19 protein-coding genes, 1 tRNA gene and 2 pseudogenes are annotated in these 24,021 nt (G+C 47.0%); 19 read left to right on the forward strand and 3 right to left on the reverse strand.

What is annotated here, in order from left to right:
• Positions 1 to 72 precede the first annotated feature (72 nt).
• Positions 73 to 657: a manganese efflux pump MntP gene (locus ACTQ3K_RS05070; protein WP_441566159.1), complete on the forward strand. Its 585-nt coding sequence runs from the start codon at positions 73 to 75 to the stop codon at positions 655 to 657.
• Here the strand turns inward: ACTQ3K_RS05070 and ACTQ3K_RS05075 are convergent.
• Positions 654 to 1,979, reverse strand: coding sequence for an MATE family efflux transporter (locus ACTQ3K_RS05075; protein WP_441566160.1), 1,326 nt, complete (start codon positions 1,977 to 1,979; stop codon positions 654 to 656). The genes ACTQ3K_RS05070 and ACTQ3K_RS05075 overlap by 4 nt on opposite strands.
• 348 nt (positions 1,980 to 2,327) lie before the next feature.
• Between ACTQ3K_RS05075 and truA the strand changes: the two genes are divergently transcribed.
• The 10 genes from truA (at position 2,328) to ACTQ3K_RS05125 (ending at position 9,739) form a co-directional block, all read left to right on the forward strand.
• Positions 2,328 to 3,071, forward strand: a complete 744-nt coding sequence (gene truA / locus ACTQ3K_RS05080; RefSeq protein WP_441566161.1) for a tRNA pseudouridine(38-40) synthase TruA — start codon at positions 2,328 to 2,330, stop codon at positions 3,069 to 3,071.
• A 27-nt stretch (positions 3,072 to 3,098) separates the two neighbouring features.
• On the forward strand, positions 3,099 to 4,292 hold the full coding sequence (locus tag ACTQ3K_RS05085; protein ID WP_441566162.1) for a cation diffusion facilitator family transporter: 1,194 nt from the start codon (positions 3,099 to 3,101) through the stop codon (positions 4,290 to 4,292).
• 78 nt (positions 4,293 to 4,370) lie between these two features.
• Positions 4,371 to 4,442 (forward strand) — tRNA-Gln (locus tag ACTQ3K_RS05090).
• Between the two features lie 53 nt (positions 4,443 to 4,495).
• Entirely contained in the window at positions 4,496 to 5,224 is a 729-nt protein-coding gene (locus ACTQ3K_RS05095; protein ID WP_441566163.1) for an acyl-[acyl-carrier-protein] thioesterase, read from the forward strand.
• The gene (locus tag ACTQ3K_RS05100) at positions 5,221 to 6,063 is read left to right on the forward strand and encodes a CvfB family protein (protein WP_441566164.1); all 843 of its coding nucleotides are present in this window, start codon (positions 5,221 to 5,223) and stop codon (positions 6,061 to 6,063) included. The genes ACTQ3K_RS05095 and ACTQ3K_RS05100 overlap by 4 nt, the downstream gene beginning before the upstream one ends.
• A 1-nt stretch (position 6,064) precedes the next feature.
• A complete protein-coding gene (locus ACTQ3K_RS05105) occupies positions 6,065 to 6,439 on the forward strand; it encodes a RidA family protein (RefSeq protein WP_441566165.1) in 375 nt (124 codons plus the stop codon).
• 71 nt (positions 6,440 to 6,510) lie between these two features.
• A complete protein-coding gene (gene mutY / locus ACTQ3K_RS05110) occupies positions 6,511 to 7,665 on the forward strand; it encodes an A/G-specific adenine glycosylase (RefSeq protein ID WP_441566166.1) in 1,155 nt (384 codons plus the stop codon).
• A 69-nt stretch (positions 7,666 to 7,734) separates the two neighbouring features.
• Positions 7,735 to 8,556 (forward strand): Cof-type HAD-IIB family hydrolase, encoded by an 822-nt coding sequence (locus ACTQ3K_RS05115; protein WP_441566167.1) that lies wholly within the window; start codon positions 7,735 to 7,737, stop codon positions 8,554 to 8,556.
• A 74-nt stretch (positions 8,557 to 8,630) separates the two neighbouring features.
• Positions 8,631 to 9,353 (forward strand): phosphatase, encoded by a 723-nt coding sequence (locus ACTQ3K_RS05120; RefSeq protein ID WP_441566168.1) that lies wholly within the window; start codon positions 8,631 to 8,633, stop codon positions 9,351 to 9,353.
• A 56-nt stretch (positions 9,354 to 9,409) separates the two neighbouring features.
• Entirely contained in the window at positions 9,410 to 9,739 is a 330-nt protein-coding gene (locus tag ACTQ3K_RS05125; protein WP_441566169.1) for a YerC/YecD family TrpR-related protein, read from the forward strand.
• Positions 9,740 to 9,909: 170 nt separating this feature from the next.
• Here ACTQ3K_RS05125 and ACTQ3K_RS05130 read toward each other — a convergent pair whose 3' ends face one another.
• Positions 9,910 to 10,527: a DUF1836 domain-containing protein gene (locus ACTQ3K_RS05130; RefSeq protein WP_441566170.1), complete on the reverse strand. Its 618-nt coding sequence runs from the start codon at positions 10,525 to 10,527 to the stop codon at positions 9,910 to 9,912.
• A gap of 273 nt (positions 10,528 to 10,800) precedes the next feature.
• Between ACTQ3K_RS05130 and pcrA the strand changes: the two genes are divergently transcribed.
• The 8 genes and pseudogenes from pcrA to ACTQ3K_RS05170 all read left to right on the forward strand — a co-directional run bounded on the left by pcrA (position 10,801) and on the right by ACTQ3K_RS05170 (position 22,257).
• Complete coding sequence (gene pcrA, locus ACTQ3K_RS05135) at positions 10,801 to 13,095, forward strand: DNA helicase PcrA (RefSeq protein ID WP_441566171.1); 2,295 nt, start codon at positions 10,801 to 10,803, stop codon at positions 13,093 to 13,095.
• A 180-nt stretch (positions 13,096 to 13,275) separates the two neighbouring features.
• Positions 13,276 to 13,542, forward strand: a pseudogene (locus ACTQ3K_RS05140) (DUF4366 domain-containing protein); the annotation flags it as partial.
• 282 nt (positions 13,543 to 13,824) lie between these two features.
• Positions 13,825 to 15,243 (forward strand): 23S rRNA (uracil(1939)-C(5))-methyltransferase RlmD, encoded by a 1,419-nt coding sequence (gene rlmD, locus ACTQ3K_RS05145; RefSeq protein ID WP_441566172.1) that lies wholly within the window; start codon positions 13,825 to 13,827, stop codon positions 15,241 to 15,243.
• A 138-nt stretch (positions 15,244 to 15,381) separates the two neighbouring features.
• Positions 15,382 to 15,732: pseudogene (gene rhuM, locus ACTQ3K_RS05150) on the forward strand (RhuM family protein); the annotation flags it as partial.
• Between the two features lie 153 nt (positions 15,733 to 15,885).
• A complete protein-coding gene (locus ACTQ3K_RS05155) occupies positions 15,886 to 18,798 on the forward strand; it encodes a type I restriction endonuclease subunit R (RefSeq protein ID WP_441566173.1) in 2,913 nt (970 codons plus the stop codon).
• A 2-nt stretch (positions 18,799 to 18,800) separates the two neighbouring features.
• A complete protein-coding gene (locus tag ACTQ3K_RS05160; protein ID WP_441566174.1) occupies positions 18,801 to 20,378 on the forward strand; it encodes a type I restriction-modification system subunit M in 1,578 nt (525 codons plus the stop codon).
• Between the two features lie 16 nt (positions 20,379 to 20,394).
• Complete coding sequence (locus ACTQ3K_RS05165; RefSeq protein WP_441566175.1) at positions 20,395 to 21,039, forward strand: hypothetical protein; 645 nt, start codon at positions 20,395 to 20,397, stop codon at positions 21,037 to 21,039.
• 18 nt (positions 21,040 to 21,057) lie between these two features.
• Positions 21,058 to 22,257, forward strand: a complete 1,200-nt coding sequence (locus ACTQ3K_RS05170; protein WP_441566176.1) for a restriction endonuclease subunit S — start codon at positions 21,058 to 21,060, stop codon at positions 22,255 to 22,257.
• A gap of 257 nt (positions 22,258 to 22,514) precedes the next feature.
• Here ACTQ3K_RS05170 and ACTQ3K_RS05175 read toward each other — a convergent pair whose 3' ends face one another.
• Positions 22,515 to 23,735, reverse strand: coding sequence for an argininosuccinate synthase (locus ACTQ3K_RS05175; protein WP_441566177.1), 1,221 nt, complete (start codon positions 23,733 to 23,735; stop codon positions 22,515 to 22,517).
• Positions 23,736 to 24,021: the final 286 nt, after the last annotated feature.

Consider the following 24,021-nt stretch of genomic DNA (forward strand, 5'->3'; position numbering starts at 1 on the left):
CGCGTCCGATGAAACAGAAAAGCTGTCCTTCCGAGGCGGGAACAGCGAATATCAGAAAGGGAGAAACGAAAGATGGAGTGGAATTTATTGTTTTTTTTCAACAGCGTGCTGCTGGGGGCAGGGCTTGCCATGGACGCCTTTTCGGTGTCTCTTGCCAACGGCCTTAACGAGCCGGGCATGAAGACCGGAAGAATGTGCGGGGTAGCCGGTGTATATGCAGTGTTTCAGGCGGTCATGCCCATGATCGGCTGGGGCTGCGTCCACACGATCCTTCAGTATTTCCGTGCTTTTGAAAAATGTATTCCCTGGATCGCACTGATCCTGCTGTTGTATATTGGAGGAAAGATGCTGATCGAGGGATTAAAGCATGAAACCGATATGGAGGAGGAGTTCCGCCTGGGACTCGGTGCGCTGATGATCCAGGGAATCGCAACATCCATCGATGCCCTTTCGGTTGGCTTTACCATTGCGGAGTATGGCTTTGTGATGGCACTTGTCTGTTCCCTGATCGTGGCCGCAGTGACCTTTATAATCTGTATGGCTGGACTGGAGATCGGAAAAAAATTCGGGACAAAGCTTTCCAATAAGGCAGCGATCCTTGGCGGAATCATTTTAATCCTCATTGGAATCGAGATCTTTGCGACAGGAATCCTTTAATTTTTGGCACGCATCACATGGAAGTATCCCGCGGCTAAAAAGATGGCGGCGCCGATCCAGGCAAAGGGAGAGGAAAGGCAGATCATTGTAAAGCCCCAGATCCGGCTTAATCCCAGAGAGGAAATGAGCCGCAGAACCAGTTCGATCAGACAGGCGATGAAGGGGTAAGCAGCATGGTTCATGCTCTGGAGGGCGGAGCGGTATACACAGAGAACGCTGAGCACCGGATAAAAAGGCATGGTGAGAAACAGAAGCCGGGATGCATAAGTGTAGATCTCCGGTTCAAAATGATCCAGAAACAGAGGGATCAGGAGGGAACGGTATGCAATCATCAGAAGACCAACGGAGAGACTGATGATAATGGCCTGCAAAAGTGCACAGCTGGAGCCGTTTCGGATCCGTTCCCGGTCTCCGGCTCCGAAGTTCTGCGCCACATAGCCGGCACTGCTGGTACAGTAGGCATTGTTGATCTGAACCGCAAACTGATCCAGCTTGGAGCCTGCAGTAAATCCGGCAATGGCTGTGGTACCGAGCCCGTTGACCGCAAACTGCATGGCGAGCTGGCCGATGCACATTACCGACATCTGGAGTCCCATGGGGAAGCCTATTTTCAGATGGACAGCGGCAAGATGCCCATGAAAGGTAAGCTCCCGGCGGGAAAGCCGGAGAAGCGGGAACTTTTTCAGTGCATAGACAAGGCACAACACTGCCGACAGAAGCTGGGAGAGGATTGTAGCCCAGGCAGCTCCGGCCACGCCCATGTGAAACGGTACAATGAAAAGAATATCCAGAAAGACATTGAGAACCGAGGACACGATCAGAAAGAGCAAGGGTGTCCGGCTGTCACCGAGAGAGCGGAGCAGGTTGGAGATCATGTTATAAAAGACAGTGGCGCCTGTTCCGATAAAGATGACGATCAGATATTCATGAGAATACTGAAAAATATCGGACGGTGTATTCATGAGGCGCAGAATCGGATCGCAGAGCAGAACCGTTACGGCAGTAAGAATGACACTGAATAAGACACAGAGTACCGTGGAAATTCCGGCTGACTGGCGGATTCCGTCCGGATCACCGGAACCGAAGCGCTGTCCGGTGATCACAGAAAAACCGGTGGTCAGACCCTGGATAAAACAGAGAACGAAATAAACAATCGTGGTCGTGGAGCCGACAGCGGCCAGGGCATCGGAGCCCATGGTGCGGCCTACGATCAGCGTATCGACCATGCTGTAAAGCTGCTGAAACATATTTCCGGCGATGATGGGAAGCGTATAAAGCAGGATCACCCGCCAGGGCTTTCCTTTGGTGAGATCGGTCGTCATAGAAGCCTCCTGAGGATAAAAATAGCACTGAAATGTTCGGCTCGGGATCAGACAGATCCGTAAAAAAGGATACGGTCTGAAGGATTCCATCACATTATAAAAATGTGATGAGCGGCTGTCAATAGAAAAATAGAGCAATTTGCAGGCCGGAAAAACGGACGAAAAAAATACGGGCGAAACGGAGAACAGAGGTAATAATAAGACAGCTTCTGCATTGAAAAATCAGGAAAACATGTTATACTTAAAAGAATATCCGGATATGATCCGCAAAACAGTCGGCGGCACAGGGCAGGACGGGGACATGGCGGAATGTGCAGATCGGACGCAAAAAGGAGTGACAGGCGGCGTATGAATTACAGGATCGTGGTGTCCTATGACGGGACACGCTACAACGGCTGGCAGAAACAGAAAACAACAGAGGATACCATTCAGGGCAAGCTGGAGACGCTTCTGTCCAGAATGGCGGGGAAGGAGGTCACGGTCCAGGGATCCGGGCGGACAGATGCGGGGGTCCATGCTCTGGCACAGACGGCTAACTTCCGGATGGAGACGGAGCTCTCGGAGCAGGAGCTCATGGACGCCATCAACGGGTATCTGCCGGAGGACATTGCGGTGTTGTCCTTAAAGACGGCATCGGAACGGTTTCACAGCCGTTATAATGCCATCGCGAAGACCTACGAATACCGCCTTTATATCGGAAATGCAAAGCCGGTCATGGATCGGAAATATGTCTGGCAGCCGGAAGAAAAACCGGATTTGGAGCGGATGCGGACGGCGGCAGCGTACGTTCTCGGGGAGCATGATTTTAAAAGCTTCTGCGGGAATAAAAAGATGAAGAAGCCGACGGTACGCCGGATCGACCGGATCGAGGTGGAGGAAATACCGGAGCGGCAGGAGGCTGTGCTTCGGTTTACCGGAAACGGCTTTCTTCAGAACATGGTGCGGATCCTGACGGGAACGCTGGTGGAATGCGGCCAGGGAAAGCGGGAGCCGGAGCAGATGCGGGAGATCCTTGAAGCAAAGGACCGGAGTGCGGCCGGCATGACAGCACCGGCGAAGGGGCTTAGTCTGGTTCGGGTGGATTATCAGTAGCAGTGTATCAACAATGGAGGAAGAAGCATGACAGAGTTTCTTGTACGTAAATTTATTAAAAATCCGGAGCAGACGGGGAGGGCCAGTGTGCGGACGGCCTATGGCGTGCTGTCCAGTATGGTGGGGATCGGCTGCAACCTTCTGCTGTTTATGATGAAGCTGCTCATCGGCCTGATCATTAACAGTATTTCTGTTGTGTCCGATGCGTTTAATAACTTATCCGATGCGGCCTCATCTGTGATCGGCTATATCGGAGTCCGCATGGCAGGGCGGCCGGCCGATAAGGATCACCCCTTCGGTCATGGCCGGATCGAATACATTGCGGCCCTGATTGTGTCATTTCTGGTGATCGAGGTCGGCTGGACCTTTTTTAAGACTTCGGTGGGAAAAATCCGGAAGCCGGAGGACCTGAGCTTTCAGGCTGTGTCACTGGTGATTCTGTGCCTGTCTATTGGGATCAAGCTCTGGCTGGCATATTTTAATAAGAAGCTGGGAAAACGGATCGGTTCCAGTGTCATGGCGGCGACGGCGGCAGATTCTCTGGGCGATGTACTGGTCACCTCGGCAACGATCCTGTCGGTGATCCTTTACGGTGCGTTTGGCTGGAACATCGACGGATATATCGGCCTGGTGGTTTCGGCGGCGGTGATCATCGGTGGAATCGGGATTGCCAGGGACACCTTAAAGCCGTTGATCGGTGAGGCTATCGATCCAAAGCTGTATAAAAAGATCAAGGATTTTGTGGAAAGCTATGACGGGATCGAAGGAACCCATGATCTGATCGTGCACAGCTACGGTCCATCCAACAGTATGGCATCGATCCATGCCGAGGTGGACGGAAGGGCGGATATGGAAGCCGTTCATGACATCATTGACCGGATCGAGCGGGAGGCAAAGGAAAAGCTGGGGATCCTTCTGGTGATCCATATGGATCCGCTGGAGTATTCCGATCCGGTAGTTAGGCAGTTCCGCCGGGTGATTCTGGAGACTCTGCAGAATATCGACAGCCAGATCACCATGCACGATTTCCGCATGGTAAACGGAAAGGAAGTCATTCATGTGTTTTTTGACATTGTGGTGCCATACGAGCGGAGCGAGGAGCAGGTGGAGGACACGATCCTTGCGCTGGAGCGGGCACTGAAAGCGTACGACAGCCGGGTGGAGTGTGCCATTACGATTGACCGCAGTTATGTGGGTGAGGAAAAGAATGAAAAAAATTGAAAAAAGTACTTGCAAAAATAAAAACTATGGTATATAATAATCTTCGTTGCAGCGGAAACGCCAAAGCAACGAACACATTGGGTTGTCGCCAAATGGTAAGGCACTGGACTCTGACTCCAGCATTTCAAGGTTCGAATCCTTGCAGCCCAGCGAAACCGGATCGAGCGATTGATCCGGTTTTTTTGTAAAAGAAAGGAAAATCTATGTATACCTTTGACAGCAGGGTGCGGTACAGTGAGACCGCTTCGGACGGTCGTCTCGGGATCTGTTCCGCCGTCCATTATATGCAGGACTGCAGTATCTTCCAGTCGGAAGCCCTCGGCGTCGGTGTGGGAGAGTTAAAGAAGCACAATCGGGCCTGGCTTATTTCCTCCTGGCAGGTGGAATTTTTAAGAAGGCCGGAGCTTGGGGAGCATATCACGATCGGAACCTGGGCAAGCGGTTTTAAGGCCATGTACGGCTATCGAAACTTTTTGATTCAGGACGATAAGCAGAATCCTCTGGTCAAAGCAGCAACGATCTGGATCTATCTGGATCTTGAGAACGGGCGTCCTGCAAAAGCGGAGGGTGCCGGTGTGACGGTATATCCGCTGGAACCGGCGCTTACTATGGAGCCGCAGAGCCGGAAAATCCGGATTCCGGAGGGACTGGAGCCGAAGGAAAAATTTCCGGTGCGGTGTTACCAGATTGATACAAACGGACATGTAAATAACGGAGCTTATATTCAGATGGCGCAGCCGTGGCTGCCGCCGGAGGAAGAGATCAAGAAGCTGCGGGTGGAATATAAACGGGCGGCTGTCATGGGCGATGTGATCGCCCCGTCGGCGGGGGTGGAAAACGGAATCTGGACGGTGGAGCTTGGCTCTCCGGAGGGAACACCGTTTGCCGTGGTACAGGCGGCAGTGTCCGAAACACAGAGGAAAGCAGAATGATGGAACTTGGAAAAAAGCAGACCCTCAGGGTATTAAGAAAAAAAGAAATCGGTGTCTATCTCGGCGAGGGCGGCAGTATGGAGCAGGGCGTTCTTCTTCCGAGAAAGCAGGTGCCAGATGGAATCAAGGTCGGCGATGAGCTGGAGGTATTCCTGTATAAGGATTCAGAGGACCGGCTGATCGCTACAGTCCGTGAGCCGCTTCTGGCCATAGGGGAGCTTGGACTTCTGACGGTGGTACAGGCCGGTTCCATCGGCGCGTTTTTAGACTGGGGACTGGAGCGGGATCTGTTCCTGCCCTTTAAAGAGCAGAAGTGGAAGGTGCGGAAGGGAGAAAAGGTTCTTGTGAGCCTTTACACAGACAAGAGCCGTCGTCTTTGCGCAACCATGAAGATCGACAAATATCTGAGTGCGGATTCGCCTTATAAAAAGGACGATGAAGTAAAGGGGATCTTATATGAGATCAACCGTTCCATCGGTGGGTTTGTTGCCGTGGATCGGAAATATTTCGGGCTTATACCGGCGGGCGAGCTGGAGCGGGACATGATTCCCGGAACTGAGCTGGAGGCCAGAGTGTCCCGTGTCCGGGAAGACGGAAAGCTGGTGCTGAGCGCCAGAAAGAAGGCCTACAAGCAGATGAGTATCGATGCAGAAAGCGTGTATGAGCTTATCGAAAGCTACAACGGCATTCTTCCATTTACCGATAAATCGGCCCCCGAGCTGATCAGGCTGGAGACGGGGCTCACGAAAAATGCCTTTAAGCGGGCCGTGGGCCATCTCTTAAAAGAGGGGAAGATTCAGATAAAAACAGACACCATAGAATTAACAGGAGGTAAGTAACATGAAGAAAGTAATTTCCACAGACAAAGCACCCGCAGCAATCGGACCTTATTCCCAGGCAATCGAGGCAAATGGTTTTGTATTTGCTTCCGGACAGATTCCTGTAAATCCGGCAACTGGTGAGATCCCTGAGGGAATCGAAGCACAGGCAAAGCAGTCCATGGAGAATGTGGTAAATCTTCTGGCGGCAGCAGGAGCAAAGCCCGAGGACGTGGTTAAGACCACGGTATTTATCAAGGATATGAACGATTTTGCAAAGGTCAATGCGATTTATGCGGAATATTTCAAAACAGACTGCCCTGCAAGAGCATGCGTGGAAGTGGCAAGACTGCCCAAGGATGTTCTTGTTGAGGTAGAGGCAATCGCAGCAAAATAAAACCCGGAAACAACACAGGGCGTCTGCATTCCAGAGGGAGGCAGGCGCTTTTGTACGCAAGGAGGTGGGACATGGACGGACAGAAAGAAAAGACACCACAGACGTCAGCCGCAAAGCCGTGGGAAACGCTGTATGATGATCTGGCGATCCTGGAAAAAACACCGTTATCGGAGGAGGAGCGTCTCCTGGCAGCCACGGAGCCTTTGCTTTCCTGGTATGGGGAGCATGCGCGAGTGCTTCCCTGGAGAGAGGATCCGACGCCGTATCATGTCTGGATCTCGGAGATCATGCTCCAGCAGACCAGAGTGGAGGCGGTAAAGGGGTATTATGCGCGGTTTCTGGCGGCATTGCCGGATATTTCGTCTCTGGCCCGTGTGCCTGAGGATGAGCTGTTGAAGCTCTGGGAGGGCCTGGGCTATTATAACCGGGCAAGAAATCTGAAAAAGGCGGCTGTCGAAGCGGTGGAGCGCTATGGAGGAACGCTTCCGGCATCCTATGAGGAGCTTCTGGCCCTGCCGGGAATCGGCTCCTATACAGCGGGAGCAGTGGCATCGATTGCGTTCGGAATCCCGGTTCCTGCTGTGGACGGAAATGTTCTTCGGGTCATTTCCCGTCTTCTGGAAAGCCGGGAAGATATTCTGAAGCAGTCTGTGAAGCGGAGCATGGAGCAGATGCTCACCAGACTCATGCCCAGGGATCGGGCAGCTCAGTACAATCAGGCGCTCATGGAGATCGGAGCACTGGTCTGTGTGCCCAACGGAGCGCCTCATTGTGAAGAATGTCCCTTAAAAGGACTTTGTCTTGCCTTCCGTCACGGCTCGACCGGTGAGATCCCGGTGAAGACGCCGAAGAAGCCGCGGACGCTTGAGGAAAAAACGGTTCTTGCCGTGGAGCAGGACGGAAAGATCCTGATCCGGAAACGGCCGGGAAGGGGGCTTCTTGCCGGACTTTATGAGCTGCCGAACCTGGAGGGCTATAAGGAGCCGGAAGAGATTCTTTCGTACCTTGGCTGTTCGGAGGAGCTTACGGTCTGCATAGAACCGCTTCCGGCAGCAAAGCATATTTTCAGCCATGTGGAGTGGCATATGAAGGGGTATTATATCCGATTAAAAAAAGACGTGGAAATCCGGTGTGAGGGACAGTTTTATACCAGAGAGGAGATCCGGGCAGAACGTGCGCTTCCGAATGCCTTTCAGGCTTACGCAAAGCCGCTCCTTGAAAAATAAGAGATTCCGCAGCTTACAAGACACATGCATCAGGAGCATTGAAAGCAGTAACCGAGAACAGGAGGATTTATGAAATACAGAGTACTGGCAGCAGATTTGGACGGAACCCTTGTGACCGATGACAAGCGGGTGACGGAGCGGACGAAAGCGGCAGTGAAGGCCATGACCGAAAAGGGCGGAATCATGGTGCTGGCTTCGGGGCGTCCCAGTCACGGGATCTGGCCGGTGGCAAAGGAGCTTTCCCTGGATGAAGAGGGCGGCTACATCCTGGCCTACAACGGTGGGGAACTGATCGACTGCAGGGACGGAAGCATCAAATTTTCCGTTTCGCTTCCAAAGGAGCGTATCCCCCAGATCATCAGCCTGTCCAGACAGTATGAGACGGCAATTCTGACCTATGAGGGAGCAGATATTATTACCGAGAGCAGTGAAGACCCTTATGTTCATGGGGAGGCCAGAAATGTTCGCATGAATATCCGCCAGATTGATGATCTGATCGCGTATCTGGATTTTCCTGTGGTGAAGCTGATGATGGTGGGATCGGAAGAAAAGATCGCAGAAATGGAGCCTATTGTGCGGGAGGCGCTTGGAGAAGAATTTTCTGTGTTCCGTTCGGAGGCATATCATCTGGAAATCCTTCCGGCGGGGATTGATAAGGGCAGCGGTCTTGTAAAAACGCTGGAGTATTTGAACATTCCGGCGCAGGAGTCCATTGCCTGCGGAGATTATGACAACGATGTGCCCATGGTGAAGGCGGCAGGTCTCGGTGTTTCCATGGAAAACGGCTGTCCCATGATCCGGGAGTGTGCCGATTATATCACTGCGTCCAATGAGGCAGACGGAGTTGCACGGGTTATTGAGAGGTTTATGTTAGAGAAGCCGGCGGATTGAGTACCGGAGATAAAGGAAATTTACAGGAAGGCATAATTGCGAAAGCGTGTTAAAACGGAACGAGGAGATATGACATGAAAAAACTGATTTTAGATACTCACAGCCATACAGTCGCCAGCGGACATGCCTATGGCACTGTTCTGGAAATGGCAAAGGCAGCATCGGAGGCAGGGCTTGAGCTTCTTGCCATTACCGATCATGGTCCGAAAATGCCTGGTGGTCCCGATTCCATGTATTTCTGTAATTTCAAGGTCATCGATCCGGTTCTTTACGGTGTCGAGATCCTTATGGGAGTGGAGCTGAACATCATTGATTACCGCGGAACCGTGGATCTGGATCTTGCTCTGCTAAAGAAGATGAAGCTGTGCATTGCCAGCCTTCACACCGTATGCTTAACACCCGGCACAAAGGCGGAGAATACCAGGGCGCTGCTAAGGGCCATGGAAAATCCCTATGTCAATATCATGGGGCATATCGATGACGGCCATTATCCCATGGATTTTGAAGCGGTCATCCGGGGAGCCAGGGAGGCAGGCGTACTGATTGAGATCAACAACAGTTCCCTTGTTCCGGGAGGCGGACGGATCAATGCCGAAGAAAATATTCCGAAGATCCTGCGTTTATGTGAACAGTACGGGCAGGAGGTGGTGGTCAACACCGATTCTCATTTCCCGACTTCGGTCGGAAAATTCGATGAGGCGCTGGCAATCATGGAGTCTGTCCGGTTCCCGGAGGAGCTGGTGGTCAATACCGATAAAGAAAAGTTGAAAAAATATCTGAATAGGTCTGGACTTTAAAGCTGTGAAATGATAAAATGGAAAAGTAGCCAAAACATTTTGGAGGGATACTGACCATGAATAAGAAATTAAAGACGGAGGCCGTGGATCATCTGTTCCAGGCGATTCTTACTCTAAAGGATATCAATGAATGTTACAGCTTTTTTGAAGATGTTTGTACGGTGAACGAGCTGCTTTCTCTTTCTCAGCGCTATGAGGTGGCGAGAATGCTCCGCCAGAAGAAAACCTATCTGGAGATCGCGGAAAAGACCGGAGCCTCCACAGCAACCATCAGCCGTGTGAACCGTTCTTTAAATTATGGGAATGATGGATATGATATGGTATTTGCCCGTCTGGGAAGCCAGGATGAGGACGAAACCGAAAAGGAAGAGCTGGAAGAAAAATAACAGAAGCGGGAAACATACAAAAATGATCCGGAGCGGGTCATGGTTTGGATGCATACAGATAAAAACTGCCTCACAACGAAAAAGTTCGTGAGGCAGTTTTTGTTTGACAGGAAAGTGTGTCCTGTGAAACAAAACGCTCCGCGTCAGAGTCCGGTTTGAAAATAAACGATTTATTTCTGAGGCTTGTCTTTTCCCTTTTCTTCTTTGTCGGCGCGCATCTGATCAATGATCTGCTCGATCATCTGTTTTTTCAGGTAGACATCAAAACTCAGCATGCAGACGAGGGAAAACAGCTGTAAATATTCCCGGTCTTCTTCCGGGTAGGTTTTAAAGGCACGCCTGGAAAGCTCCGAACGGGATTCCACTTCTTTTAACAAATCCATAAGCTGCAGCTTTTCGATCTTTACGGTCTCGCTGTAAATCTTATCTAATTTTTTATGATCCTCGGTGAAATATTTTTCTGCCAGAGGCTCCAGAAGCACCTGGATATCGCCGATGGACAGAAAGCCCTTAAAGTAGTAGATAAAGGCCAGAAGGATCAGATGATCCCTGGAATATTTTTTCTTTACCGGCGGCGGCAGCAGATCATTTTTTACATAGTTGTTGATCATGGTTTTTGTAAGGATCTTGTCCTCATCGTGACGCTTTCCGTTGGAAAGATGCTGCTCCATGAAGGTTGTCACCTGATCCATGTAAAGGTCGATAGCCGGGATTTCGCTGGTATGGATATAATTTAATTTCTTTAAACGTTCCAGAAGATCTGAAACAAGCTCGTCATTGCTTTTCATGTTTTCACCTCTAAGCAACATTATATAGTATTTAATACCAGATGGCAACCGGGAAATATGCAATTTCCCTGCCCTTTTTATGCCTGTTGTACCAAAATAACCAGAAAGTATGTTCTGCTTCTTGCCAAGACGGAGTACTATCGGCTATAATAAAAAACATGGTGCGGTTTCGTTGTCGATAAGCTGAGGATGGAAAACTGTACCGGATACGGAAACTGAAAACCGAAATCTGCCTGTGGCAGACAGACTTGGAATTAGAAATGGAAAACGACGATGAGTATATATGATACCTTAAATCCCATGCAGCGGAAGGCTGTGGAAACGACGGAGGGACCGCTGCTTGTCCTGGCGGGAGCCGGTTCCGGAAAGACCAGGGCGCTGACCCACCGGATCGCCTATCTGATCAGTGAATGCGGTGTGAATCCGTGGAATATTATGGCCCTGACCTTTACCAATAAGGCGGCGGGAGAAATGCGGGAGCGTGTGGATCAGCTGGTGGAGTATGGAGCGGATGCCGTCTGGGTGTCTACCTTTCATTCCAGCTGTGTGCGGATCCTGCACCGTTATATCGACCGGCTGGGCTATGATTCCGACTTTACGATCTATGATGCGGATGACCAGAAAACGTTAATGAGACAGGTTATTAAGAAGCTGGATCTGGATCCGAAGAAGTACAGGGAACGGGCGATTTTGTCGGAGATCTCGGACTGTAAAAACGAGCTGATCACGGCGGAGGAGTTTTCCTCCCGGTCTGCAGGGGATTTCCGGCAGACCAGGATTGCGGAGGCATATCTGGAATACCAGGCGCAGCTTCGGAAGAACAATGCCCTGGATTTTGACGACCTGATCATGAAAACGGTGGAGCTGTTCCGCTGTGATCCGGCAGTGCTGGACTATTATCAGGAACGGTTCCGTTATATCATGGTCGATGAGTATCAGGATACCAATACGGCGCAGTTCCGGCTGGTGGAGCTTCTGTCGGCGAAATACCGGAATCTCTGTGTGGTTGGCGATGATGATCAGTCGATCTATAAATTCCGGGGAGCCAACATTGAGAATATTCTGGAATTTGAGGAGTCGTTTCCCGGTGCGGCAGTGATCCGCCTGGAGCAGAATTATCGTTCCACCGGAAATATCTTAAAGGCGGCCAATGAGGTGATCCGTCACAATGCCGGGCGGAAGGAGAAGACCCTCTGGACGGAGAATGAGGATGGAAAGCCGGTTCGGTTCCGCCAGTATGATACGGCCTATGAGGAGGCTGATGCCATTGTGGCGGACATTCAGCGCCGGGTGATGGACGGCGCGGAGTATTCGGATTTTGCGGTCCTTTACCGGACAAATGCCCAGTCCAGACTTCTGGAGGAAAAATGTGTGAACCGCAGTGTTCCCTACCGCCTGGTGGGCGGAGTGAATTTCTACCAGCGAAAAGAAATCAAGGATATTCTGAGTTATTTGAAGACCGTGTCCAATGGAAAGGATGATCTGGCGGTACAGCGGATCATCAATGTGCCGAAGCGTGGGATCGGGGCAACATCGGTGGGAAAAATCATGAACTACGCCGAGGCAGCCGGTTTAAGCTTTTTTGAGGCATGTCAGCTTGCCGAGCGTGTTCCGGGCCTTGGACGGGCGGCCGGAAAAATCCAGGGGTTTGTCAATGAGATCCTGGTGCTCCGCAGCAAGCTTTCCTATTATTCCATCAGTGACCTGATCGAAGACATTTTGAATGATACCGGTTACCGGACGGATCTGGAGGGAGACGACCCTGTGGAGGCGGAATCCCGGCTGGAGAATATCGAGGAATTGAAAAGTAAGGCTGTGAGCTATGAGGAAAAACTGGAGGACGGTGAGGAGGAAGCAACGCTTTCCGGCTTCCTGGAGGAAGTGGCTCTGGTTGCTGATGTGGATAACATGGACGATTCCGAGAACCGGGTGGTGCTTATGACCCTTCACAGCGCCAAGGGACTGGAATTCCCCAACGTGTATCTGGCCGGCATGGAGGACGGACTGTTTCCGGGCATGATGTCCATCATGGGGGATGATCCGGAAGAGCTGGAGGAGGAACGGCGGCTCTGCTATGTGGGTATCACCAGGGCAGAAAAGGAGCTGATCCTTACCTGTGCCAGACAGCGGACGGTCAAGGGAGAGACAAGGTTCTCCAAACCGTCCCGCTTTATTGAGGAAATCCCGCCTATGGAGCTTGTGCGCGATGACGTGCCGTCTATGTTCCGTTCGTCCGGCAGTTCCTTCCTGCAGGAGGACAAAGGATACGGAAGCCGAAACAGCTCTGCTGAGAAAAAGTCCTTTCGTCCATGGACGGCTCCTGGTGCAAAGTATGCTGCCGGTACTTCCGATGATACAAAGGCAGTTTATATGGGAAAACAGTTTTCTGTCACAAAGGCGGAGCATCTTTCCTATCAGGAAGGTGACAGGGTAAAACATGTGAAGTTCGGTGACGGAACGGTAATCAGTATCACAGAAGAGAAGCGTGATTATGCGGTCACAGTGAACTTTGACCGTGCCGGAATAAAACGGTTGTATGCCACCTTTGCAAAGCTGAAAAAGATCTGATCCAGAGTATGCTTGAAGAACCGGAAACGAAGCGCCGGAAGGGCTGGAACGGGAACGTGAATCTGTCCGCCAGTTTATTACATTTCTGTGAAATCCGTGAGATTTCCATAGTAAAATCCGGAAAAGAGTGTTATAATATACAAAATAAGTTTTGAAGCGGGAAAGAAAGGACAGACAGCCATGAATAAAAAGCTTGAGGAGATGTTAAGTATGAGCAAACTGAGTGAATTGATCCATAAAGAGGAACAGAAGGAAGAAAAGAAGGGTAAGGTACTCTGGGTACTGGCAATTGTCGGTGCTGTGGCAGCTGTGGCAGCGATTGCCTATGCGGTATATCGGTTCTTCACGCCGGATTATCTCGAAGATTTTGAAGATGACTTCGATGATGATTTTGATGATGACTTCTTTGATGATGACGAAGAGGACAGCGAGGATGAAGAAGCGGAAGCGTCCGAAACGGCTGAGAAGGAAGAAGAGAGCACTGATACCATGGCACATGCAGAGGAAGATGCTTTTGAGGAGGATTCTGAAGCATAAACTCCCGGAAATGAAAAACGGGATCTGTTTCATGGACAGAGAATCGAACGAAAAGAAAGAAGAAGGGAACTGCCGGAAGGCGGCTCCCTTTTATCATGGTGGAGCACGCAAGCCGTTCAGGGCTTTTGGCAGCCATAAAAATACAGACCATTGCGACATCAATTCGCAGAGAGCAGAAAGGATCAGGTTATCATGAAAAAGGGAGAAACATTTGAGGGAATTGTAGAGCGTCTGGATTTTCCAAATAAGGGAATTTTGACGGTGGACGGGGACCGGATCGTGGTAAAGAATGTACTTCCCGGTCAGAAAATCCGCGGAATCATCGGAAAGAAACGGAAAGGAAAGGCAGAAGGACGGCTCCTGGAGCTTCTGGAGCGGTCTCCCATGGAATCAGAAACAGAGTTCTGCCGTCATTTCGGAAGCTGTGGCGGATGCAGCTATCAGTCCATGCCATACGAAAATCAGCTGGAATTAAAGGCCTCCATGGTTCGGGAGCTTCTCGGAGAAAACTGTCCCGATGAGGTCTTTGAGGGGATTAAGGGCAGCCCCAGACAGTACGGCTATCGTAATAAGATGGAATATTCGTTTGGTGACCTGGTGAAGGACGGGCCTCTGGAGCTGGGGCTTCATAAGCGAGGCAGCTTCCATGATATTATTACAGTAGATGACTGCCGGATCGCCGATGAGGATTTCCGGGCAATCCTGCTGGAAACGCTGGAACTGTGCCGGGAGAAACAACTCCCGTTTTACCGGAAAATGCGTCATACCGGTTATCTGCGCCATCTGCTGGTAAGAAAGGCATGGAAGACAGGAGAGATCCTGGTGGCACTGGTGACAAGCGGACAGACGGAGGAATGTTTCTTTGACGGAGCGACACCGGAGGAGGGAGAAGCGGCCTTTCTTTCCGAGTTCGCATCCAGACTGGAAGCACGTTCCCTGAAAGGAACCATCACCGGAATTCTTCACATGCGAAATGACAGCCTGGCCGATGTGGTTCAGAGTGATGAAACCACAGTCCTGTACGGACAGGATCATTTTTATGAAGAGATCCTGGGCCTGCGGTTCAAGATCACGCCCTTTTCCTTTTTCCAGACGAATTCTGCCGGTGCAGAAGTGCTTTATCAGACTGCAAGAGAATATGTAGGAGATGTGGATGGCCGCCTGGTGTATGATCTTTACAGCGGAACCGGAACCATCGCTCAGGTGCTGGCACCGGTCTGCCGCGAGGTTATTGGTGTGGAGATTGTAGAAGAGGCCGTGGAAGCAGCCAGACTGAACGCCGCCGGAAACGGACTGGAAAACTGCCGCTTCCTCGCCGGTGATGTCCTGAAGGTACTGGACAACATCGAAGAAAAGCCGGACTTCATCGTTCTCGATCCGCCCCGCGACGGAATCCATCCCAAGGCACTGCCGAAAATCATCAGCTACGGCGTTGACAAGATCGTATACATCAGCTGCAAGCCCACCTCCCTTGCCCGCGACCTGGAGGTATTCGTACAGGCCGGTTATCGAGCTGTACGCGTCTGCTGCGTCGATATGTTCCCCGGAACCAATGGAGTTGAGACATGTGTGCTCTTGACGAAGACGAGCGAAGCGAAGTCTGAGTCTTAGAGCCACAGTCGTTCTGTCGAGCGCGAAGCGCGAGAGCAGAACTTCCGCAGAGAGGTGTCAAGGAACGGTAGACATTAGTATTGAAAAATTAGATATGTAGAAAATATTGTATCTGAGTTCAAGGGGAAAAATGAATTTATGAACAAAGAAAAACCAGATATGATTCTATATACGACAGAGGATGGTCTGACAAATTTTGCAACAACTGCTTCTAATGAAAAAACATGCCGCGTGGATTATTACAAGCTTGATGTTATCATTTCTGTCGGCTATCGTGTGAGATCAAAACGTGGAACGCAGTTTAGAATCTGGGCAACCGAAATTTTAAAAGAGTATATGAGAAAAGGGTTTGCACTGGATGATGTACGGTTGAAAAATCTCGGTGGCGGTGGATATTGTAAGGAGCTTCTGGAGAGAATCCGTGATATTCGTGTATCAGAGAAAGTATTTTATCGCCAGGTTCTGGAGATCTATGCAAAAGACATTGAGGGAAGCCATTGGGAAAGTTGGTTTAGAAAAAGATTATTTGGATGCCATAAAAATATCGGAGCAAAAAACGAACAGGGAATAAAATGGTTGGAATTCAGCGAAATGAGAAAATAAGGTGCTGAAGAATACAAAAGATAACATGGAGAAAGTGGTATGGCGCATACATCGGAGTATGAAGTGGAAACAATTTTTATAAAACGGTTAGAGGAAATTGGTTATCAGTTTGCACAAATGAAAACGTATGAAGATGTGATTTCCAATTTCCGTGAACAGCTTGCAAAGTTTAATGCAAAGAAGCTGGCAGAAAAAGGACATGATGCATCATTTTCAGATGCTGAGTTCAACCGCATTATGATTCATGTAGATAATCATTCTGTGTATGAATCAGCAAAGATTCTTCGTGATAAATATGTGTTACAGCTGGATAATGGAGAATCAGTGTATATTGATTTCTTCTCAGGTGATACAGATAGAAATATCTATCAGGTAACACATCAGGTCACAATGGACAAGGCACACAAAGACGATGTAGTGTACAAGAATCGTTATGATGTGACCGTCCTTATCAACGGTTTACCGCTTGTACAGATTGAATTGAAACGCCCCGGCGTGGAAATCAACGAAGCAATCAACCAGATTAACCGGTATAGGAAGTTTTCTTTTAAAGGTATTTTCAGATACTTACAGTTGTTCATAGTCAGCAATTCTGTACAGACGAAGTATTTCTGTAATGAAAATGAGCTGATGGATGGTCAGTACAATCCAATCCTGAAATCTCTTGTATTCTTCTGGACCGATGAAAAGAATACACGTATCAATGACCTGAACACATTCACAGGTGAATTTTTCCGTAAATCTGCTATTACAGAGATGATGGATAAATACATGGTCATTAAGACCACGGAGCCTGTATTGATGGTCATGAGACCATACCAGATTTACGCTGTAAAGGCTGCAAAGAAGCGTGTATTGGAAGTGAATCAGAACGGTTATGTATTTGCCTGTACAGGGTCAGGAAAGACATTGACATCATTCAAGCTTGCACAGCTTTTGCGTGATGAATCAATGGTAGATTTGGTCGTATTTCTGATTGACAGAAAAGACCTGGATGACCAGACTGTTGATGAATATAACAGTTTTGAAAAAGACTGTGTAGACAATACGGACAGTACGGCTGTACTTATCAGCATGCTGAAATCATCTGAGAAAAAGATGATTGTCACAACGATTCAGAAGATGGCAAATGCTGTTAAGAATCCGAAATATGCAGTCGTAATGGATGCATATAAAGATAAGAAGGTTGTATTTATCATTGATGAGTGTCATCGCTCTCAGTTCGGAAAGATGCATGGTAAGATTGAAAAGCATTTTGAAAGAGCAAATTACATCGGATTCACCGGAACACCGATTTTTGAGAAAAACAAGGGTGCGGATGGTCGTACCACAGCGGATATATTCCATGCAGGGGATAAGCTGGATTCGTGCCTGCACAGGTACATGATCAAAGATGCAATTGCAGATGGTAATGTGCTTCGTTTTTCAGTAGAATATCAGCGCACGATTTTTGCAAAAGAGATTGCGGTAAAAGGAATTGACCCGGAACAGCTGGATGACCCGGAATACTGCAAGCGTCATAAAATCGACATGGAACCTCTGTACCATGATGATGAGCGTATTGCTGGCATTGCAAAGCATATCTTTGAGCATCATGAACAGCATGTACATCCACAGGGCAAGGATATTTATACAGCACTGTTCGCAGTGGATAAGATTCAGACCCTTGGAAAGTATTATGATGAATTCAAGAAGCTGAATGATGCGGAACCAGATGATAAGAAGCTGAAAGTGGCTGCAATCTTTTCCTATCAGGCAAATGAAGATATGGATGATGGTGCAGATGAACATTCACAGGAACTTCTTGACCGTTGTATGCAGGATTACAATGCTTTATACAATACAGCATTTACGATTGATACATTCGATGCATACAGAAAAGATATTGCAAAGAGATTGAAACAGAAGGATTTACCGCAGGTTGATATTCTCTTGGTAGTCAATATGTTCTTGACCGGATTCGATGCAAAGCCATTGAATACGCTGTATCTGGACAAGAATCTTATCTGGCACTCACTTGTACAGGCATATAGTCGTACAAACCGTGTAGATAAGGTGACAAAGCAGTTTGGACAGATTGTATCATACAGAAATATCAAGCAGTGGCAGGATGATGCACTGACATTATTCTCCGGGGACGGAGACCCGAATGAATATCTGCTTGAAAATTATGAGTATTATCTGAATCAGTGGGTAAATCAGGAACCTGTACTGAGAAAAATTACAGCGGATGTGGATGCAGCTGGTCAGCTCAAGTCAGAAGATGAAATCCGTATGTTCATCATTGCGTTCCGTTCAATGGCAAAGACCCTTGCTACTTTGAAAACATTTTCTAAGTTTGACTGGGATGACCTTGCTGTTGTGATGGATGAGAATGAATACGAAGGATTCAAGAGCTGGTATCTGTATTACAAAGATCAGACACACAATCCAAATCCGAAAGTGCCTGTACCGGTAGATGTGGATTTCGATATAGAGCTTGTCCGTACTGACCGTATCAATGTCGTGTATATCCTGAATCTGCTGAAAAATGCGAATGCTCACGACAAGACAGAGGAAGAAAAGCAGCAGGATGTTGATCTGATTCTGCGTGAGATTGAGCGTTCCGATAATGAATCATTGAGACTCAAAAAAGAGGTCATGAAACAGTTCATTTTGACAAGATTCTATGATTTGCCAGAGGATGCAGATATCATGGAAGCATTCACTCAGTTCGAGAAAGAGCAGATGAAGGCTGACATGGAAGAATTTGCGTTTGATAACAAGATTGATTACATGATTGTATCAGAACTGTTTACGGAATATGTGTTCCACGGTACGATTTCAGATGATGATATTCGTAAGAGATTGACAGCATACAAGCTGGGTCTTCTGAAAATGACGAAGTTGACGAAATCAGTGAAGACATTTGTAACAGAGACCTATAACAAATACAAAGCAGAGGGAGAATAATTATGGCAGATACAAATACATATCAGGCACAGGCAAATGAGCTTTCTCAAAAGCTCTGGGCGATTGCCAACGAATTACGAGGACAGATGGATGCCAGCGAGTTCAAGAATTATATTCTTGGAGTTATTTTCTATCGTTATCTGTCAGAACGTACAGAGATGTACATGGCAGAAATCCTTGAAAATGACGGTGTAACATACGAAGAAGCATTTGCGGATGATGATTACAGACCTGTTGTAGAAGACTGGTCTTTATCCAAACTGGGATATGTCATCAAGCCGGAAAACCTGTTCCGTAACCTGATTCGTAAGATTACAAAATTTGAGAATGATGCTGACAAGTTCAGCGTAGAAGATTTTGAAAAAGCAATCAATGACCTTGTAGGTTCTACAATGGGTCATGAATCCAACAAAGCATTTGATGGATTGTTCAATGATATGCGTTTACAGGATGCACGTCTTGGAGAGACAGTGGCAGACCGTACAGATATGATTGGTCGTGTCATGGTCAAGGTCTCAGACATTGACTTTGATTTACAGGATTCTCAGTTTGATGTACTTGGTACAGCATATATGATTCTGATTGGTCTGTTTGCTTCAGATGCCGGAAAGAAAGGTGGAGAGTTCTTCACACCTGCCGGACCGAGTAGACTTTGTGCTACACTTGCATCCCTTGGACTGGACGAAGCAAAGACCGTCGGTGACTGTACCTGCGGTTCTGCATCCATGCTGTTAGAAGTTCAGAAGCATTTGACCACACATAAAGTTGGTCATTTCTACGGACAGGAGTTGAACGCCACAACATACAACCTATCAAGAATGAACATGATTATGCATGGTGTAGACTGGCAGAATTTTGATATTTACAAAGGAGATACACTGAAAGATGACAAATACGGTAATGATTTGAAGCTGACTGTACAGGTCTGCAATCCACCGTATAGCTTGAAGTGGTCTGCGGATAAGAAATTTGAAGATGACCCACGATACAGCGGAGCTGGAAAGCTGGCACCGAAGTCTGCTGCAGACCTTGCCTTTGTAGAACATATGATTTATCACATGGATGATTCTGATGGTCGTGTAGCTGTACTGTTACCTCACGGTGTATTGTTCCGTGGTGGAGCAGAAGAAGCAATCAGAAAATATATCATCAAAGACCTGAATAGACTGGATGCTGTTATCGGATTGCCTGCAAATCTGTTCCATGGAACAGGAATCCCAGTATGCGTACTGGTGCTGAAAAGCAAGAGAAACGGCAATTCAGGAAATATTCTGTTCATTGATGCATCGAAAGAGTTCAAGGCTGGAAAGAATCAGAATGTCTTGGAACAGGAACACATTGATAAGATTGTAGATGCATATGCAAAGCGTGTAGACGTAGATAAATTTGCTCATGTAGCAGATATGAGTGAGATTATCGAGAACGGCTATAATCTGAACATTCCGAGATATGTTGATACATTCGAGGAAGAAGAACCTGTGGATTTGGATGCTGTAAAAGCTCAGATTAAGACACTGGATTCTGAGACAAAAGCTGCGATTGATAAGGCTGAAAGTTTTATGAGACAGCTTGGACTGTAAAAGGTAAGGTGATAGTATGGGTAAACCAAGTAAGGAAGATGTTGGGAAACGTGCTATTTATAATTATCATGTAAATAATAGGGTTGATAATAAAAAAGTTTCTATGGATATTGTTAGAAATTGGTATCCTACAAATTTTCATCAAAAAGAGATTTTTATTTTGAGTAAAATGAAAGAATTGTGTGATGGTTTGGATGGCACTGATATTGAAATGACAGCACAAACGTTGCCTTTATTATTTATGACAGAAGAATGGACAGAAACGAAAGATGGCAAATATCAGCAGGATAAAAGTCAGATTCTAAGACGTGCAAAAAATAGATTTGATGATTTTGAACATCGTGGTTATATTACTGGTAGTTATGGATGCTTGCAGTTTACTTTTTCTGGAATGGAAAAATTGGAAGAATATGTAGATGTAAAGCCAGATGTGACTGCACAAATTCAGGAGATTATTGACGAGTTAAAGAGAAGTACAGATGAATCAATAGAAAGATATGGTAGTTTGATTAACATTTTACAGGATATCAAATCTGAGCCGAAAAGATTTAGTGAATATATTTCGGATTTGAGCAATATAGCATCTATTGCTGGAACTGTGCCAGCTATTATACCACAAATTGGTGGGTTACTTAAAAAATTGGTAAGAATATTAAATTGATGAAAACAAGGTGATATAATGATAGAACCTAAATTAAGGTTTAAAGCAGATGATGGAAGTGAATTTCCTGATTGGGAAGAAAAGAAATTCAGTGAAATTTTTGAGAAGACAACTAATAAAAATACTTGTTATGGAACAGACAAAATTATTTCGGTCGCTAATATGTATTATAAAGAAGATGCAAGTGTATCAAACGAAGATTATCTGAAAACATATAATGTAATGCTGTATGGAGATATTGCGTTTGAAGGTCATGTGAATAAAGAATACTCGCATGGTCGTTTTGTATTAAATGATATTGGGGATGGAATCGTATCCCATATTTTTGATGTATTTCATCCAAAGAATTTATCATTGTATAGTGTTGGATTTTGGAAAGAATATATTAGGCATGAACCGATTATGGGACGTGTTTTGGTTAGATGTACAAAATCTTCAACAATGATGAGAAATCTTGTGGCAAAAGAATTTTTGCAGGAATTGGTTCCAGTTCCTTGCCTCGAAGAACAGCAGAAAATTGCTGATTGTCTTGTATCTTTTGATACAGTGATTGAGAAACAAAAGGAAACTGTATCTGCATGGGAAGAACGTAAAAAAGGTGTGATGCAGAAGCTGTTCAGTCAGGAAGTAAGGTTCAAAGCGGATGATGGAAGTGATTTTCCTGAGTGGGAAGAAAAGAAGTTGGGAGATATTTGTAAAACATTTTCAGGTGGAACACCGAAATCAGGGGAAGCACGTTATTATGAAAATGGAACAATTTCATTTATTCGTTCAGGAGAAATTCATGATGATAAAACAGAGTTGCGTATTACGAAGGATGGATTGAATGAATCATCTGCGAAAATGGTAGATATTGGTGACATTTTATATGCACTTTATGGTGCTACAAGTGGTGAAGTTGATATTTCTAAAATCAAAGGTGCTATCAATCAGGCTATTTTATGTATTAGACCATTGAATGATTTTCATAGAAAATTTATTGTTGAAATTTTGAGACATAACAAGGAAACTATTTTGCGAACATATCTTCAAGGCGGACAGGGAAATTTATCAGCTCAGATTATTCAAAGTCTGGTTTATGATTTTCCTTGTCTTGCAGAACAGCAGAAGATTGCTGATTGTCTTTCATCATTGGATGAAGTCATTGAGAAGCAGAAAGCAACTTTATCTGCGTGGGAAGAACTGAAAAAGGGTCTGTTACAGCAGATGTTTGTATAAGAACAATCGAATAAATCAATAGTGAACAGGTGATGTACAAGATTTGTATGTCACCTGTTTTTCTATATTCAAACATGAAAGAAGAAGATAACAATCGCACCGAACATGTTGAAAAGAATATATTAGAAAAGGCCCAGAATCATGTCAAATGGAATGATTTTGGGCTTATAACATTAAACAAGAATCCCCGTCTGCCGATCAGGCAGGCGGGGATTCTACTCACTTCATTATTTTACATCTCTGTTTCCAGATCTGTTTTATTTTTCGTTCTTAGCAACCTCGGCCATTTTCATTGCGCGAACCTTTGTGGAAAGGCCGTACAGGTTGATGAAGCCTTCTGCATCATGGTGATCATACAGGTCACCGGTAGTGAAGGAAGCGATGCTCTCATTGTAGATGGAGTAGGGAGAGGTGGTTCCCTGCTTGATGATGTTGCCCTTGTAGAGCTTCATCTTGCACTCGCCGGTCACGTACTTCTGGGTGGATTCCACGAAAGCCTGGCATGCTTCGCGCAGAGGGGAGAACCACTTTGCGGAGTAAACGATATCAGCGAACTTGTTGCCGACATCTTTTTTCATTGCCATGGTCTCTTTGTCGAGGATCAGCTCCTCCAGCTGCTCATGAGCTGCCAGCAGGATGGTTCCTCCGGGAGTCTCATAAACACCACGGGACTTCATGCCGACCATACGGTTTTCTACGATATCGGCGATGCCGATTCCGTGCTTGCCGCCCAGCTTGTTCAGCTCGGTGATGATCTCGGAAAGCTTCATTTCCTTGCCGTTTAATGCGACAGGTTTGCCTTCCTTGAAGGAGATGGAGATTTCCTCTGCTTTATCGGGAGCCTTTTCCGGTGTGGTTCCGAGAACCAGCATGTGATCATAATTGGGAGCGCAGGCAGGATCCTCCAGCTCCAGACCTTCGTGGCTGATGTGCCAGATGTTGCGGTCGCGGCTGTAGCTGTTATCAGCCTTGAAAGGAAGGTTGATTCCATGCTCTTCACAGTACTTTAATTCATCTTCACGGGACTGCATATCCCAGATCCGCCAGGGAGCGATGATCTTTAAGTCGGGAGCCAGGGCCTTGATGCCAAGCTCGAAACGAACCTGATCGTTGCCCTTTCCGGTAGCGCCGTGGCAGATGGCAACTGCGCCCTCCTTCTTGGCGATGTCAACCAGGATCTTTGCGATCAGCGGACGTGCCATTGCGGTACCTAACAGGTAGCTGTGCTCGTAAACGGCATCAGCCTTGATGCAGGGGAGGATGTAGTCATCACAGAATTCGTCAACTACATGCTCAATATAAAGCTTGGAAGCACCGGTGGAAAGAGCTCTTTCTTCCAGACCGTCTAATTCGTTTCCCTGTCCGACATCGATGCAGACACAGATCACTTCGTAATCATAATTTTCCTTTAACCAGGGGATCAGAACAGAAGTATCAAGACCGCCTGAGTATGCAAGAATAACTTTTTCCTTTGCCATGATGTTTATCCTCCTCATAAAAACTTATGTTTATTCACTGCTTTGCTTGTTGCGAGAATAAATATACAACAGTTCCTTGGAAAATGCAACCACTTTTTTGAAAAAAATGAAAAAAAGGTTGCATATTATGCAATGCATATGTATAATTATAAACTGTTTGGAGGATATATACTGCTTCACAAACAGAAATGGAAAGAAAAAAAGAAAACTTGACAATTAAGGGCAGTGGGAATATTCTAATTCCATGAGAAAAGCGAAATTACATGATGTATGATAATGAATAAAA

Origin of the sequence: Candidatus Paralachnospira sp. LCP21S3_A2 (assembly GCF_052118925.1) — a bacterium.
Classification (GTDB): Bacteria; Bacillota; Clostridia; order Lachnospirales; family Lachnospiraceae; genus Lientehia.

Excerpts from the sequence above, each read along its gene's own strand:
- ACTQ3K_RS05070 (WP_441566159.1), top strand. The coding sequence starts at position 73 with ATGGAGTGGAATTTATTGTTTTTTTTCAACAGCGTGCTGCTGGGGGCA.
- ACTQ3K_RS05100 (WP_441566164.1), top strand. The coding sequence starts at position 5,221 with ATGATGGAACTTGGAAAAAAGCAGACCCTCAGGGTATTAAGAAAAAAA.
- ACTQ3K_RS05170 (WP_441566176.1), top strand. The coding sequence starts at position 21,058 with ATGATAGAACCTAAATTAAGGTTTAAAGCAGATGATGGAAGTGAATTT.
- ACTQ3K_RS05120 (WP_441566168.1), top strand. The coding sequence starts at position 8,631 with ATGAAAAAACTGATTTTAGATACTCACAGCCATACAGTCGCCAGCGGA.
- ACTQ3K_RS05115 (WP_441566167.1), top strand. The coding sequence starts at position 7,735 with ATGAAATACAGAGTACTGGCAGCAGATTTGGACGGAACCCTTGTGACC.
- ACTQ3K_RS05155 (WP_441566173.1), top strand. The coding sequence starts at position 15,886 with ATGGCGCATACATCGGAGTATGAAGTGGAAACAATTTTTATAAAACGG.
- ACTQ3K_RS05085 (WP_441566162.1), top strand. The coding sequence starts at position 3,099 with ATGACAGAGTTTCTTGTACGTAAATTTATTAAAAATCCGGAGCAGACG.
- ACTQ3K_RS05130 (WP_441566170.1), bottom strand. The coding sequence starts at position 10,527 with ATGAAAAGCAATGACGAGCTTGTTTCAGATCTTCTGGAACGTTTAAAG.
- ACTQ3K_RS05160 (WP_441566174.1), top strand. The coding sequence starts at position 18,801 with ATGGCAGATACAAATACATATCAGGCACAGGCAAATGAGCTTTCTCAA.
- ACTQ3K_RS05175 (WP_441566177.1), bottom strand. The coding sequence starts at position 23,735 with ATGGCAAAGGAAAAAGTTATTCTTGCATACTCAGGCGGTCTTGATACT.
- ACTQ3K_RS05075 (WP_441566160.1), bottom strand. The coding sequence starts at position 1,979 with ATGACGACCGATCTCACCAAAGGAAAGCCCTGGCGGGTGATCCTGCTT.
- ACTQ3K_RS05095 (WP_441566163.1), top strand. The coding sequence starts at position 4,496 with ATGTATACCTTTGACAGCAGGGTGCGGTACAGTGAGACCGCTTCGGAC.
- rlmD (WP_441566172.1), top strand. The coding sequence starts at position 13,825 with ATGAAAAAGGGAGAAACATTTGAGGGAATTGTAGAGCGTCTGGATTTT.
- truA (WP_441566161.1), top strand. The coding sequence starts at position 2,328 with ATGAATTACAGGATCGTGGTGTCCTATGACGGGACACGCTACAACGGC.
- mutY (WP_441566166.1), top strand. The coding sequence starts at position 6,511 with ATGGACGGACAGAAAGAAAAGACACCACAGACGTCAGCCGCAAAGCCG.
- ACTQ3K_RS05105 (WP_441566165.1), top strand. The coding sequence starts at position 6,065 with ATGAAGAAAGTAATTTCCACAGACAAAGCACCCGCAGCAATCGGACCT.
- ACTQ3K_RS05125 (WP_441566169.1), top strand. The coding sequence starts at position 9,410 with ATGAATAAGAAATTAAAGACGGAGGCCGTGGATCATCTGTTCCAGGCG.
- ACTQ3K_RS05165 (WP_441566175.1), top strand. The coding sequence starts at position 20,395 with ATGGGTAAACCAAGTAAGGAAGATGTTGGGAAACGTGCTATTTATAAT.
- pcrA (WP_441566171.1), top strand. The coding sequence starts at position 10,801 with ATGAGTATATATGATACCTTAAATCCCATGCAGCGGAAGGCTGTGGAA.